Raw genomic sequence first — 15,594 nt, 5'->3', positions numbered from 1 at the left:
CGTTTAATTATACCAGTTGCGCAGAGCAGCATTAAGCGGTTATTTTTTTCCAAGTATTAAACGCAAATAAAGAGGGATCGAAATAATACTCACAATAAAGGCGGCTATTAGCATCCACGACAGTTGTAATCGCTCTGGCTCTTGGTATTTATAAACAAACCCAGCTTTGTGCTCGTCAAATTGCGTTTGCTTAATGCCATAATAATCTGCAATTAAGCGCCACTTGGCCATCGACATATTCCCTAAATGGGTCGTAGGCGGCATTATGTAGTCTTTCAATACTTCGGCTTCATAAGCTAGCTGATGAAAACTTTTGTTTGGCGCATACACTTGCTGAGCAATTGCAATGGCTTCATCCATATTCATCATCGCATAGCGCCAACCTTTTAAGCTCGCTTGGTAAAACTTTTCGACCGTTTGCGGGTGCTTTTTAAGCATTGATTCGCTGGTAAATAACACATCACCATACACATCCATACCATAGCGCTGTGGGCATATAAGGCGGTGCGATACCCCTTGCTGAGTCATAAAGTAAGGCTGAGTGGTGACATACACTTGCATTGCATCAAGTTTGTTTTCTTGCCACGCTTGTAGCGCAGGCTCATCGCCTTCGTATACCTCTAAAGTAGCAATATCAATACCGCTGCGTTTAAGCATAACTAGCAGCTCGGTACTGTCTTTTTTACTCACTTCGGTAATACGTTTAGCGGTAAAATCGCGGGGGTGAAAAATATCAGAGCTGTCTTTTACCATCCAACAGTAAGGAGAAAACTGTAAAATAGCCGCCATTGCTACAAACGGTTGGCCGTTTACTCTTTGTTGTAAAATACCCGAATGCGCTACGCCAAATTGGGCTTCTCCACTTGCTACAGGCGTGAAAGTGTCAGGCATTTTAGGATTGGCTTCGCGTATGGTTACATCAAGTCCGGCGTCTTTGTAGTAGCCTTTTTGCTGAGCCATATAATAGCCGGCGAACTGAAACTGGTGGGTCCATTTTAGTTGTAAGGTGACTGATTCTTGAGCCATTAGTTGGCTGCAAAAAAGCAAAATTACAAATATTAATCCTTTAATAAGCAACTGGGTGTTCCAAATAGTAGTCATTAGCTGTAACTATATTTAAAACACACGATAAAGCAAGCATGCAAACGTGCATACTTGCTTATAAAAACCCTAAGCTGAGGCTAAATTGTCAACGTTTGGGCTTTGTGGCTGAGAGGTTAAAAACTGCGTAAAACACGGGTTATGTGTTTCATCTTGTACACTGTAACCTAAGCGATTTAAGTGCTCGTTAAACATATCAAATTGGCTTGGCTCAATAGCAAAGCCCGCCAGTACATTTCCGATAGACCCCCCATGATTGCGATAATGAAATAAAGTAATATTCCAATTGCTACCTAAGGTATCTAAAAAGCGCGCAAGGGCTCCTGGGTATTCCGGAAATTCAAACCGTAATAACCTTTCGTGTAACTGCTCCGGTGCTTTACCCCCTACCATATAACGTACGTGTAATTTAGCGAGTTCGTTATCTGATAAATCGCAAAATTGGTAGTCGTTGTTAGTTAGGTCTTGTTTTAGCTCGTTGAGTTCTTGCTCACCCTGGCGCAGGGCAATACCTACAAATATTTGCGCTTCACCTGGGCCTGCATAACGGTAGTTAAACTCAGTAATAGCCCGGCCACCTAAAGAGGTGCAAAACTGCTTAAAGCTGCCTTTTTCTTCTTTAATGGTCACCGCAAGTAGCGCTTCGTTTTTTTCACCTAGCGCAGTACGCTCAGCCACATAACGTAAGCGATCAAAGTTTAAGTTAGCACCCGAAAGCACCGCTGCTAAATGCAGCCCTTTTAAGCCCGATTGCTGGCTCCACTTTTTAAGCCCTGCGGTTGCAAGTGCACCTGAGGGCTCTGAAATTGCGCGAGTAGAGACAAAAATATCTTGCATGGCGGCACAAATTTCATCGCCACTGACAGTTACAACTTCATCGCAAAATTTTTGCGCTAAGCGAAATGTTTCACTGCCAATAATTTTAACCGCTACGCCATCGGCAAAACTGCCAACACGGTCAAGTTCAACAGGCTCGCCCGCTTTAAGCGCAGCATGTAAACATGCACTTTCGTCAGCTTCTACGCCAATGACTTTTATATCGGGGCGTAATGATTTGATATAAACCGCCATACCAGCAAGTAAACCACCACCGCCAACAGGGATAAATACCGCATCAAGCTCGTTGAGTTGCTGCATAAGCTCGCGAGCCACTGTGCCTTGCCCCACTATTACGTCAGGGTCATCAAAAGGCGGTACAAATACGCCATTGCGTTGCTCTGTTAGTTCAAGTGCATGTGCTTTTGCAGCATCAAAATGATGGCCATGTAAAACCACTTCACCGCCCAGCGCACGTACCGCACTTACTTTTATTTCAGGCGTGGTAACTGGCATAACAATAGTGGCTTTATGGCCAAGGTGTGAAGCACTAAGCGCCACACCTTGTGCATGGTTACCCGCAGATGCCGTAATAACAACAGACCCTTTTGGTAGCTTGTTTAATTTATTATAAGCACCGCGTAACTTAAACGAATACACGGGCTGTTGATCTTCACGCTTTAACCAAACATGGTTGCCTAATTTATCACTGAGGTCGCGCATTTCGCTGACCTCAGTCACTTTAGCTAGCGGTTCCATATTGGCCTGAATAATAGCGCGAAAATAATCGAGCTCTTGAGAAACCATAATTAGCTAAGCTCCTCCAATTTGGCTAAATCACGTACTGCGCCTTTATCGGCACTGGTTGCAAGTAATGCATACGCTTTTAATGCCGACGATACATAGCGGTCACGATCAAGCGGCTTATACGCTTGCTTACCACGCGCTAATTGCTTTTGTTTACGTGCTTCTAGCTCTTCATCACTTAATGCGAGGGTGATTTCACGTGTTGCGATATCAATGATAATTTTGTCGCCATTTTCAACATACGCAATAGCACCGCCACTTGCCGCCTCTGGCGATACGTGGCCGATTGATAAACCAGAGGTGCCGCCCGAGAAACGACCATCGGTGATCAAGGCACATTTTTCAGCAAGGCCTTTTGATTTTAAGTAGCTCGTTGGGTAAAGCATTTCTTGCATACCTGGGCCGCCTTTAGGGCCTTCGTAGCGAATAACCACAACATCACCGGCTTTTACTTCGTCGTTTAAAATGCCTTCTACTGAATCATCTTGTGACTCGTACACCACGGCGGTGCCTTCAAAATGCAGCATTTCGTCCACTACGCCTGCACTTTTAACAATACAGCCATCAACCGCTAAGTTACCTGAAAGCACAGCTAAGCCACCATCTTGTCTAAAGGCATGCTCAACACTACGGATACAACCATGCTCTCGGTCGTTATCGCCTTCATCCCAACGGCACTCTTGGCTCATTGCTTTTGTAGTACGAATACCGGCAGGGCCTGCACGGTAAAACTTTTGTGCAGCTTCGTTTGTAGGATCAGTCGCATCCCACTTTTTAACAAGCTCACCCATCGTCATACCCGCTACGTGGTTTACCGATAAATCAACTAAACCTGCTTTACCTAGCTCACGTACAATTGCCATCATGCCACCAGCGCGATGCACATCTTCTATGTGGTACTCAGGTGTAGCTGGGGCCACCTTACATAAAAATGGGGTTTTACGAGAAAGCTCGTCAATGTGCGACATATCAAAATCTACACCGGCTTCTTGTGCTGCTGCTAATAAATGCAATACGGTATTAGATGAACCACCCATGGCAATATCAACCACCATAGAGTTCATAAAGGCTGTTTTGTTTGCAATTGCACGCGGTAACACGTCGTGGTTGTCTTTTTGGTAGTACTCGCGGCACAAGTCAACAATGCGAGCGCCGGCTTCTACATACAGTTGCTTACGATCTTTATGAGTTGCAAGCGTTGTTCCGTTACCCGGTAGTGCAAGGCCAATAGCCTCTAATAAACAGTTCATTGAGTTGGCAGTAAACATACCCGAACACGAGCCACAGGTAGGACACGCAGAGCGCTCTACTTGCTCTGAATCTGCATCACTTACTGTTTCATCAGCGCCTTTTACCATGGCATCAACTAGATCTAGTTTAATATCGATGTTAGCAAGTTTGGTTTTACCCGCTTCCATTGGCCCGCCCGATACAAAAATAACCGGTATATTTAAACGTAGCGCTGCAAGCATCATCCCTGGGGTGATTTTGTCGCAGTTAGAAATACAGATCATCGCATCAGCGCAGTGGCCGTTAACCATGTACTCAACAGAGTCTGCAATTAAGTCGCGAGAAGGGAGTGAGTAAAGCATACCACCGTGGCCCATTGCGATGCCGTCATCAATTGCGATGGTGTTAAATTCTTTTGGTACGCCGCCCGCTTGCGTGATTGTTTCAGCCATTAGCTCACTAAGCTGATTAAGGTGTACATGCCCTGGTACAAATTGCGTAAACGAGTTAACTACAGCAATAATAGGTTTACCAAAGTCGGTGTCGGTCATGCCTGTTGCGCGCCATAATGCACGTGCGCCTGCGCGTTTACGTCCTTCAGTTGTTGTTGCACTTCTTAATTTAGCCATAGTTACCTCTGTTTTGCCGCTGTGTAAGCGGGCATTCCTCATTCTAAAAATTGTTGAGTTACTGAAGGTTATATTCAGTAACGCGTAAATGTGTTTCGTTAGCAGTTACACTGCTTGTTGCTGTAAATTCTCTAAGCTGATTTCTTTCACGTCTACCAACTTATTTAGCTGGCTGGTTAATAGATGAATAGGCTTATCGCTATCGACCGTCATTGCTATCGTATATTGAGCTTCATCGGTATTAAGCTGAAAATGCGTAAGGTCAAAACCACGGTGACGCACAACACGTAAAAAGCGCTCCACCGCAATACTTTGGTTTTTCAATGCAATAGTTAAGCTGTGTTTCATTGTGCTTTCTCCGTAATCATTTCGTCATTTGCAGCCCCTGGTGGTACAAGCGGCCATACGTTTTCTTTATCATCTATACAGGCATGTAAAATATACGGCCCTTCGCTGTTTACCAGTGCAGTGATTGCATCGTCTACTTCGTTGGCTTTAGTAATAGTTTGCCCAGGAATACCAAATACCGCCGCTAACTGAACAAAGTCAGGGTTATCTGAAAGATTGGTTTCAGAGTAACGCCCTTCAAAAAACAGTTCCTGCCATTGACGAACCATACCTAAGCGTTGGTTATCTAATATTAGTATTTTTACTGGTAAATTGTTACGACGTATAGTGGCAAGCTCTTGAATGTTCATCATGATTGAGCCATCCCCCGACACCGTTATTACAAAATCGTCTGGGCGTGCTACCTGTGCGCCAATAGCCGCTGGTAAACCAAAGCCCATAGTGCCTGCGCCACCACTACTTAAGTGATTACTTGGGTGGTTAAATTTCATATGTTGCGCCACCCACATTTGGTGCTGGCCTACATCGCAGCACACCACGCCTGTTTTTGGCATACGCTGGCTTAACTGGTTCAATAAATACGGGGCAAATACTTTTTCGCCTGGGTAGTCGTAACGCCATGCGTGTTTTTCGCTCATGAGCTTATTTGTATCGCACCATGCTTTAGGTGTTACAACACACTCAAGTGCGGGTAATGAGGTTTTTAGATCAGCAATTAATGACGCTTTAGCAGGTTTGCGTTTACCTACTTCGGCCGCGTCAATGTCTAAGTGAATGACTTTTGCTTTAGCTGCAAATTTGGCTAAGTTGCCCGTTACGCGGTCATCAAAGCGCGCGCCTATACATACAAGTACATCACACTCTTGTACTGCTATGTTAGCCGCTTGTGTGCCGTGCATGCCTAACATTCCTAAGTAGTGCTCGTAATCAGGTAATACACTGCCTAGCGCTTTTAATGTTGATACCGCTGGCATTTGTGTTTTATTTAAAAACTGCATTAACTCATTTTGCGCATCGGCGGCTTGTACGCCACCACCTACATACGCTACTGGCTGCTTTGCTTCAGTTAATAACTGGTTTGCAATGGCCACTTGGTTTAAATCAAGCTGTGGTAAATATTCATCAGCAGCTAACCAAGGTTTAAAAGGCACTTGCGCCATTTGAATATCTTTTGGAATATCTACAAGCACTGGGCCTGGGCGACCACTTTGAGCTAAGTGCATGGCTTCTTGTAATATTTCAGCTAAGTCTTCTGGGCGCTCTACCATGTAGCTATGTTTAGTACACGACAGTGACATACCTAGTACATCGACTTCTTGAAATGCATCTGAGCCAATAGCGGCAGTCGGTACTTGGCCTGTAATTGCTAATAATGGCACTGAGTCCATCATTGCATCGGCAAGAGCTGTTATTAAGTTAGTAGCGCCTGGGCCTGAGGTAGCAAAACAAACGCCTAATTTGCCTGTGCTGCGAGCATAACCCACTGCGGCAAAACCAGCACCTTGCTCATGGCGAGTAAGGTAATGCTTTACAGGCGCGCCATAGAGCGCATCGTAAATGGGCATAATAGCTCCGCCAGGGTAGCCAAATACTTCATTTACGCCGTGCTTGGCTAATAAATCGATTGTTAGTTCTGCGCCTGTCATTAATTAATCCTCATTCCTCAGTGACAACCCAATTACCTACTTACTTAAAAAACTTATAGCTAAAATCTTTAAAACTTTGTGCTTAAAACTAAAAAGCCCTCCGAACGGTTAGGTGCGGAGGGCTTTTTAATGCTTAAGTTTATAGCACTACGAAGCCCTCGCGGGAATAATCACCACGATAATAATCAGGACTAGGTTAAGTGCATTTGTAAGCATGTAATTAATACCAAAATGTGTTCATTTGTTACGAAGTAATACTCTTCGCTCTGTATATGTATTTGTACCGCGCTGAGGCGAGTAAGTCAACACCAAACTTAATTCAACAAAAGAGAAAAAAGCGACTTTAAACGGATTTTAAATTCACAACAAAAGGCTTAAATGAAAAATTTATACCTTAATTTGCATCAAGTAAATTCACTAGCCACATAATAGCCATATAGGGCTTGATTAATTTTTGATACATTGTAGTACAAATAACAGCGCAGCACGGTAAATAACTTAAAACTTTGCTAATTAGGTAGGTTTACTCCGCGAGCCCTATTACGCACCACTCAATTACATTCACCCAATTTAAACAAGGTGCCCTAGTGCAACTAAATTCATAAGCGCATTTAAAAGTGTTTAATATAACCAAATAGGTTTATTAAAACGCTTTAATTTAAGCTAGTATTTAGGCAACTCAATTAGATTTAAGGACAAACCATGCAAGCCCTCACTCGAATTAGTCAGCTTTTTATATTGGCACTTTTTATAGCAACTAGTTTTAATAGTGTCGCAGCGCCGGCATTATTTAAAGTAGAAAAAAACGGTACTAGCTCTTACTTGTTTGGCACGGTTCACGTAGGCGATGCCAGCATGAAAGGCTTACCAGAAAAAGTAACTAAGGCTATAGATCAAAGCGAGCAAGTTGTTGTTGAAGTAGATATTAGTAAACTCACGCCTTTGCAAATGCAGCAGCGTTCAATGCCCTTTATGATGCTTAAAGATGGCAAAACATTACAAACAGAACTCTCAAAACAAAACTACAATAAGCTTAAAGATTACTTTGCTAAAAAATCGATTGATATAGCTATGTTTAATGGCCTCAAACCTTGGGCTGTAATGGTAACCATGATGCAAATTGAATTTCAAAATGCAGGGTTTTCTGACCAAACAGGCATAGACAAGCAAGTACTTGCTTACGCTAAAAAGCAAAATATCACGATTGGAGAGTTAGAAACGCTAGAGCAGCAACTGCAAATGTTTGATGGCATGGCTTTGCTCAATAATGAAATGATTGAAGAAACGTTTGAACAGCTTGCCGATATTAATACTTATTTTATTAAGTTAGTAAACGCCTGGAAAAATGGTGATATGGATACGCTGACTGAATACTACAACATGAGTTTTGACGAGAGTAACTACGGTGAAATAAGCGAGCAAGTTATGCTAGTTAATCGTAATAATAAATGGGTGGAGCAATTAGTGCCTCGCTTAACTAACGAAAAGCTATTTATTGCTGTAGGCGCGCTGCACTTACCAGAGCAGCATGGTTTAATTAAACAGTTAACTGATGCAGGCTTTACCATTACTCGCCTATAACGTGGCGTTAAAGGTTGGGCCTAAATAGCCCAGCCTTTAATTAAAATCTTCTATTTTTAAGTAATGCTCAATCCCTTTAATTTTGTCTGCCGCATGGTGATTTACATAAATAACGGTGCTGGTATTTGCGGCACAAATTTTCTCGATTAATATTAGTACTCGCTGTCTATTTGCTTCATCAAGCCCCAAACAAGGTTCATCTAAAATAAGTAACGTGGGGTGTTTTACCATAGCACGCACTATTAATAGCATGCGCTGATCGCCGTATGAAAGTTGCGTAAATGAGCTATTTTGTTTATCGCCTAACCCAATCAGCGCTAACCATTGCTTAGCTGTATTTACCTGTGACTCTGTTGGCTTTTGATATAAACCAATGCTGTCGTAAAACCCAGAAATAACCGTATTCAATGCCGATATACTTACTCGATAATCCATATGCAGTGCATTTGATATATAGCCAATATGCTGTTTTATATCCCAAATACTTTCACCACTTCCGCGCTTAAAACCAAATACCTGAATATCATTGCTGTAGCATTGAGGGTTATCGCCAGTTATTAAATTTAATAAGCAGGTTTTACCTGAGCCATTTTTACCACTCAATTGCCAATGTTGATGTTTATTAATTTGCCAATTGAGATTTTTAAATACATCAACCCCAGCGTAGCTAACCTTTGTATTACTAAGCTTAACCAATGTATCGGCGGTATACTCTGCACGGCCTTGGGAGTCATCCGGTTGAGGTATTTCTAAAGCGGTATGGGTTAAATGCAGTAGTTTAAGCAAGTCAGCACGCTGCTCTGCGTTTGGATTATTAAGTACATGCTGCAACTGCCCCTGATTTACATAAGCGTAATGAGTAATAAACGGCGGGATTTCATCAAGCCTATTTAACACAAACACAAAGTTAATTGTTGAGCTAAGCGTTTCTAATAAAGTGTTTAGCACCTCACACGAATGTTTATCTAAGCCATCATATGGCTCATCTAGTACCACTAAATCAGCATGACTACTTAGCGCATTTATAAGTAGAAGTTTACGGGTTTCGCCGGTAGAAAGATCTCTAAAATGCCTCTCTAAAAGGGCGCTGTAATTAAAGGCATCTATTAGTTTTGTACGTAGCTTATGGTTGTAGCTACTATTTTGAGGGAAAATAAAATCCTTTACTAAGCTGTGATGTTCATGCTCAATTTCGTTTTTGATTAACTGCTTTTGCACATCAGATGACACAAGCTGCGTGCTATTAAAGGTACTTTTAAAAGTACCACTTTGCTGCTTAGCTTCACCCGTCAATGCGGCGCTCAATGCCGATTTACCTGCGCCATTAGCGCCTAATAATAGCCAGTGCTCACCAGCATTCACTTGCCAACTTAAGTCATTAATTGTGTAACGGCTTTTACCTTGCCCTTTTAAATAACCACTAAATTGTTCAAATACAATACTTTGCACAATACTGCCTTCACCATAAGCTAAATAAACAACTTAACGTATAGTAAATTGCTTTAGCAAGCGTATTTAATTGCGTATTAATTTATTTCATTAGCTATGCATACATTTACCAATGCATCAGCCACTGCTTGTTTACTTATGGGTTTATGAATATGCTCACTCGCGCCATATTCATAAATTAAGTCCATGTCTTCGGCTGAGGTATTTGCTGTAACAACGATTATGGGCATGGTTTTATTTAGCTCTTTGCGTATTTTTTTAGTCGCTTCAAAGCCATCCATGACCGGCATATTTAAATCCATAAACACCACATCATAGTCAGCCTTACATACCTTTTCGCAGGCTTCTAGGCCATTTACAACGCATTCATAGTCCACACCTAACGTTGCCAAAATACGTGTGAGTAACAAGGTGTTTAATTCGTTGTCTTCAACCACAAGGCAAAAAAGCTTTTTTTCGACTTCTCTTTCTGTTTGCTGGTTAGTAATCTCAATCGGCAAGTTAAGCGTAACATGAGCGCCACTCGCTGCGTTGTTTTTAAATGAAAGCGAACCATGCAGCGCTTTAACAACATACTGCGCCCGTGTTAATCCCGTTCTTAGGCCTTGAAAGTGGTTAGTTTGTTTAAATGAGTCAAACTCTAGTTCTGTTATTTCGCTAGAAAAACCACACCCACTATCATTAACGGTTAATTGTAATTGCGAGTTTTGCATGTTTGCAGCAACTTCAACCTCGCCCTTGTCGGTAAACTTTATTGCATTGCTAATTAGCTCGGTTAATACATGCTGTAAGCGCTGATGATCTAACTTACAAAAACAATTAAGAGACTCATCAAAATGAGTGATTAATGTTAGCCCTTTTTGCTGCGCTGCATACTCATACGCCAACACCACTTTGTTTATGGATTCTAAAAGGTTTTCGTTTTTAAGAATTGGCGCCCACTTTCCTGTGCTTAGTGCTTGTAGGTCTTGTAGCTCATCAAGCATAGATAGAAGTCTAAGGGCGCAGTAGCTTGCTTGCGTTTTAATATTTTGCTGCTCGGCATTGATGGATAGCTCATCAATCGACGTAATTAATCCCTGTAACGGTGTTCTAAATTCGTGGCTTGCTCTGGCAATAAAGTGCTCTTTGTTTTGGCTCATTTGCGCTACAAAGTCCTTTTGTTTTTGAAGTGCTGTTAAGGTGCGTTCCACCTCTTTTTCCATCGGCATAAACACAAATCTTAGCTCAACGAGCAATAACACCATGGCGACTAACCAGCACAGCAATTCTAAATTAGACACGCGGTTAACTTTTTTTACTGCGTGTTGCTCAAATAAAGTAACCGCGCGGTCAAGCTTAGCTAGCAGGTTTTCTACATGTGCTACGTTGAGCACCTGTGTGTCTACCTCGCCTTTTTGGTACAGCAGCCAACTAGCTTGGGCAATAAATTCATTCACTTCGCTATCTAGATTAGCTGGCTCAGCAAAGTATAACTTTACTAATTCTGGCGTTAAATAACGGTAACTACTACCTTGCTTGGTAAGTAATATCTCATGAGCTGTTTTAAATTGTGCGAGAGAGTGTTCGAGGGAATTGGTATGGGTAGCAACATCGATTCGTGATGAAAGAAGTGCATTGCTATGCCAAGCAATTTTTTGCGAGAGCATGCGCTGCTTACCTGCCATATTAATAATTTTGGCATCGTACTTTTGTACAGAAAAGCCATACTGCAGCAACAATGCTGAGCCACTTATTAACAGAGCAATAGCAATAAGCGCCCATCGGTAACGCTGTCTTACATTGGCAATAATTTTAAACATACAAGGCCGCTTTTTTATTTTAAGTGTAGCCTATATATAGAAAACTCAACATCAGCTTTAGTAATTATATAAATAAAAAGCCCAGTAACATGACTGGGCTAAATGTATTAAGTGTGACGCAAAAAGGGCAATACTTGCGACACTTTTGTAATTACCAGTTAGCGATTTTCTAATCGGTTGTAATCAAACATACCAAATTCAACGCCGCGATACTCTTTAGCTACTTGGTGCATTAGGTCGCTGTATTTCCAAAACTCTGGATGTGAGCGACGAATACCAAATTTTAATTTTAATGCAGCATAATCTGCTTCAATTTGCATCATAGGTAATAGCTGTGCAAACTCACCCACTTCATTTTGATCATTTAAATACCAAATAGCCGCAGGGTAATCGCCAATAAAGCCTGGCACTAGGGTGGCGGTATCTTCATCATAAGCGCGCTGCCCATCTTCATTTAATAAGCTGGAAATATTGTAATGCGCGTTGTGATGAATAAGCGTATAAGCTTTATGTGAAGCATCGTCTTGCTTAACCAAAATATACGATAACTGCGGTAATAAATTTATAGCCTTAGCTGGCATATTGTTTAGTGCATTTAATGGCGACGGTACTTTTGTGTAGTCGTAGTGCTCACTCAGTACTGGCGCTAAAGTTTGCTTAACTAACCCATACAGCTCGTGTTGTGGATCATCCGTTTTATATTCAATACCGCTAGGTTGGCTAAACTCTCGGTTGTTTTTAAAAAACTTAGATAAGCTTGGTGGAGACTTTCTATACCAGCTTTTTTTAATTTGATGGCGCTTCGTTTCAGGTAATAAAGCCAAAAAGTTTTGCTCACCCTCTAAACGTAAAAAGTCCATGTATAGGCGGGTCACTAATTGGTGGCCGATATTTCCGTATACATCAAAGCCTGCAACAAGTAAGTAATGAATACGCTCAAATAGCGCATAATCTAATACCCACATAGTTTTAGGCTCTTGACCAATAAAGCCTTTCACTACCGTGGCACTATCAAAATGGCGAAATATTGTAAGCGCTGCATTTTTGTTATGGCCTTCACCTTTCCACAATAGGTCGGTGGTTAAATGCTCTCCGTTTTTAAACATCTCGTTAGCCAGCTTAACTTTGGCTTGTAAGTATTTTTTCTCACGCACTGAGTATTTAACCCAGCTAGAGATAGGCAATGCATTGCTTTCTTCTGCTGCAGGTAATTCAAGGGCTTCTTCGTGCTGAAGTAACATGTCTTCAACTGCTGGAGTCGCGACTTTTTCAGGGTCTGCAAAGGCAACCCAAAAATGATCGTTAATCACATTAAGTGCAATTTGGCCGCGGCATACAGGGCCCTTAATAAAGCCCATAATAATTAGCTCAGCTTCATCAAGCATAAATTGATACTTAGAATTAATAGGAATTACTTCAAACGTTTTAAAAGGATTAGATGCCGCCTCGCTCTTATAACTTGGCATTTTAGTAACCGTATAATCGGGAGCTATAAATTGCTCATAAATACGTGCAAGCTTTGCATCATCAAGCTTTAGCGGTAAATGTGTTTTTGATAAAACAGTTGAGCGGTCTTGTAGTAAACGGTAATACACACGGCTTACTTTAGGGTCATCGTATGGTCGGCGCGTATTAATTAGCTTAATTTCTTCGCCTGGCGGCGTACTTGAACGAACCAGTTTAAAAAAGCTCTGTGGTTTATCAGAACCAAAATAAATATGGGCTAAAAACCAATGCTCGTAAATATAACGTGCGGCTAATTGGTATTTTAAGCTGTCTTGATTTAAAAACGCTTCCCAGTTTTTAACGTTAGTTAGCTCGGCTTTGGTGGGCGGTTTAATATGCGCCATTTTTCCACCGTCTTTAAGCCACTTTTGTAAATGATAAAATTCCTGGCTAGACACGCCCGGTAAACCGTAAGGCATACCGCCATGAGGCTGCTCTGCAGCTAAACGATCGAATTCTCCCATAGTGGCGCACGTTTGAGAGCGGCTAAGTGAAAAGTCAAATTCGTCATCAAGAATTTCATTCTCTGGTAAGGGTGCACTTTGCTTAAGCACTAATGAATTAAATAACACCCCACCGGCAAGGTTTGCTTCTGGGTTTTGGTCACGTTCGTTAAGTACCGGAGTAAAGCCCTTTTTACGCCATTGCTCAGTGCTGGTTGCATCAAATAATAACCGGCTTGGTGTAGTGGCTAATAGCCGTGTACCATCATAAACAAGCTCTTTGCTTAGCCCTCTATCTATCCCTTCAGGGGAAGAAAGCTTTAGCTGACAAGGCGCATCATAACAGCCATGGCATACTACACAGCGTGTATCTAGCACAGGTTTTACTTCTTGCAAAAACTCGGCACCAGCACCTGTATCATGCGGCACTATACGCTGCTGCGTTTGTTCATCACCAAATAAGTCGTTGTAGTGAGCATTGCCTAAATAAGCACACCCGCTGAGGATAATAAGGACGAATGTGCTGATCAGAATTTTTTTCATTCTTCATCCTCATCACCCAGGTCGAAGGTTGGCATCATATCCATTTGTGGAGAGACAAAAGTCTGGTTGTCGTGGGTATTTAACACCACACTTAACAGTGGGCCGTGGGTCAGCGTTATTTGTGCATCGTGCTCTTGGTTTAATAACGCATTAAATTCGCTGCTATGCGGCGCAAGCTCATACTCTTTTAAACTAATAGCGATACTGCTATCAGGTGCTGGGTTTTGGCATATCTGCGTCAGTAGCTCATCATCAAGAGCAAATGAAATGTCTAAATCGGGCTTTTCTACATCTCGCTCACTAAGCGATTCATTTAAAATAAATAACGGTAAGGTTAATTTACTATCTTGTTCAAATTCCATTGTGCTCTCTTGCTGACTGACGGTGTAATTACCCGCCATTATAGCAAAAAAGCACATAATTACTGCGCCTAAATAACCACACTAAGGTCTAAAATTTAGCCCTACGCGCTGTTAATAACTAAGCTTTAATATCATCCATTGCCGATTCAATAATAGAAAATACAGCGCCTTGAGGGTCGCAAATAACACTAAAACGCCCTACCTCAGGAATATCTGTAGCAGGTACACATACTTGCCCTCCAAGAGTCGCCGCTTTTTTTTCATAGCTATCGCAGTTATCCACGGCGAAGTAAATCATCCAATGGGGAGGTACGTCTTGTGGCCACTCATCAGTCATTTGTAGCATGCCTGCTACGGGCTTACCTGCAACTAAAAACAAGGTGTAATCCATACCTTCCATAGGCTTTGTTTCACTTTTCCACCCCAGTAGTTCACAGTAAAAATCACGGCTTGTTTCACTATCGCGCGTTGCCATTTCATGCCAATAAGGCGTGTTGAGCTCACAAGGACGCTTACATCCTATATGCTCTTTACCTTGCCACAATGCCACCGTGGCTCCGGCTGGGTCTTTAAGCGTTAACATACGCCCTGCATCCATAACATTGTGAGGGCCAGCTATAATTTGCGCACCGATTTCTTGCGCTTTAATTGCACATGCATCAACATCATCTACGGCAATATAGGTAAGCCAGTAGCTAGGCGTAGAGGCCACTTGCTCTTTAGGCATTTGATACATGGCAGCAATATCATCACCTTGTTTTTGTAGCATAGTGTAATACTCATCATCGCCAATGGGCTGATCATCATTTCCCCACTCAAACAACGAGGTATAAAAAGCTTTCCCGTCTTGCCAATTATGAGTACACAGTTCAGCCCAGCAAAATATACCTTGCGGATAGTTATTTTTATTATTCATCGCCCATTTCCTGTTGTAAATTTAAGCCATTTTTAGCTTAGGCTAATACCCTGTAAGTGTCGATAGCTATTCACTGAATAAGCACCTCCTTATACATCAGTGACCACTTCTACTTGGGCTTCGTAAGGCCAACCCAAACAACATTCTTTACATTAACGCCAAGCAGCTAAAAGCTGATAGTTAAAAACTAATCACTTTTCTTCAGGCAATAAAAAAGGCCACCGAAATGACCTCTTTTTAGTATTAATTAGCTAGACTAATTATTACTCATTGAACGTTGCTACGTTGCACCTACGCCTAAAGGTAATAGCGCCACCTTCACAAGGCGTAAATTTCAGGCATTAAAAAACCCGAGGCTAAGCTCGGGTTTTATAGTATTAATTAACTTAAACGTTAATTATTACTCTACGATAGT

11 protein-coding genes are annotated in these 15,594 nt (G+C 41.9%); 1 reads left to right on the top strand and 10 read right to left on the bottom strand.

Annotated elements, in window-relative coordinates:
• Positions 1-39: 39 nt before the first annotated feature.
• The 5 genes from CWC04_RS10120 to ilvG all read right to left on the bottom strand — a co-directional run bounded on the left by CWC04_RS10120 (position 40) and on the right by ilvG (position 6,577).
• Complete coding sequence (locus CWC04_RS10120) at positions 40-1,026, bottom strand: ABC transporter substrate-binding protein (RefSeq protein WP_138685336.1); 987 nt, start codon at positions 1,024-1,026, stop codon at positions 40-42.
• 144 nt (positions 1,027-1,170) lie between these two features.
• Complete coding sequence (ilvA, locus tag CWC04_RS10115) at positions 1,171-2,724, bottom strand: threonine ammonia-lyase, biosynthetic (RefSeq protein ID WP_138685335.1); 1,554 nt, start codon at positions 2,722-2,724, stop codon at positions 1,171-1,173.
• Positions 2,725-2,726: 2 nt separating this feature from the next.
• Entirely contained in the window at positions 2,727-4,583 is a 1,857-nt protein-coding gene (gene ilvD / locus CWC04_RS10110) for a dihydroxy-acid dehydratase (RefSeq protein ID WP_024032149.1), read from the bottom strand.
• Between the two features lie 105 nt (positions 4,584-4,688).
• The gene (gene ilvM / locus CWC04_RS10105) at positions 4,689-4,931 is read right to left on the bottom strand and encodes an acetolactate synthase 2 small subunit (RefSeq protein WP_004589295.1); all 243 of its coding nucleotides are present in this window, start codon (positions 4,929-4,931) and stop codon (positions 4,689-4,691) included.
• Positions 4,928-6,577 carry an acetolactate synthase 2 catalytic subunit gene (gene ilvG, locus CWC04_RS10100; protein WP_004589294.1) on the bottom strand — a complete coding sequence of 550 codons (1,650 nt, stop codon included), beginning with the start codon at positions 6,575-6,577 and terminating at the stop codon, positions 4,928-4,930. Before ilvG ends, ilvM begins: the two co-directional genes overlap by 4 nt.
• 702 nt (positions 6,578-7,279) lie before the next feature.
• Between ilvG and CWC04_RS10095 the strand changes: the two genes are divergently transcribed.
• Positions 7,280-8,158, top strand: a complete 879-nt coding sequence (locus CWC04_RS10095; RefSeq protein ID WP_138685334.1) for a TraB/GumN family protein — start codon at positions 7,280-7,282, stop codon at positions 8,156-8,158.
• Between the two features lie 36 nt (positions 8,159-8,194).
• Here the strand turns inward: CWC04_RS10095 and CWC04_RS10090 are convergent, their stop codons facing one another.
• From CWC04_RS10090 to CWC04_RS10070, 5 genes are all read right to left on the bottom strand, one after another.
• Positions 8,195-9,607, bottom strand: a complete 1,413-nt coding sequence (locus tag CWC04_RS10090; RefSeq protein ID WP_138685333.1) for an ATP-binding cassette domain-containing protein — start codon at positions 9,605-9,607, stop codon at positions 8,195-8,197.
• A gap of 77 nt (positions 9,608-9,684) precedes the next feature.
• Positions 9,685-11,409: a response regulator gene (locus CWC04_RS10085; RefSeq protein ID WP_138685332.1), complete on the bottom strand. Its 1,725-nt coding sequence runs from the start codon at positions 11,407-11,409 to the stop codon at positions 9,685-9,687.
• Between the two features lie 158 nt (positions 11,410-11,567).
• The gene (locus CWC04_RS10080) at positions 11,568-13,901 is read right to left on the bottom strand and encodes a fatty acid cis/trans isomerase (RefSeq protein WP_138685331.1); all 2,334 of its coding nucleotides are present in this window, start codon (positions 13,899-13,901) and stop codon (positions 11,568-11,570) included.
• Complete coding sequence (locus CWC04_RS10075) at positions 13,898-14,263, bottom strand: hypothetical protein (protein WP_029774302.1); 366 nt, start codon at positions 14,261-14,263, stop codon at positions 13,898-13,900. Before CWC04_RS10075 ends, CWC04_RS10080 begins: the two co-directional genes overlap by 4 nt.
• A gap of 118 nt (positions 14,264-14,381) precedes the next feature.
• Entirely contained in the window at positions 14,382-15,179 is a 798-nt protein-coding gene (locus CWC04_RS10070) for a VOC family protein (protein ID WP_138685330.1), read from the bottom strand.
• Positions 15,180-15,594 lie beyond the last annotated feature (415 nt).

It is taken from the genome of Pseudoalteromonas sp. S2893 (assembly GCF_005887105.1).
Classification (GTDB): domain Bacteria; phylum Pseudomonadota; class Gammaproteobacteria; order Enterobacterales; family Alteromonadaceae; genus Pseudoalteromonas; species Pseudoalteromonas atlantica.
This window is presented reverse-complemented; position numbering and strand designations above follow the sequence as displayed.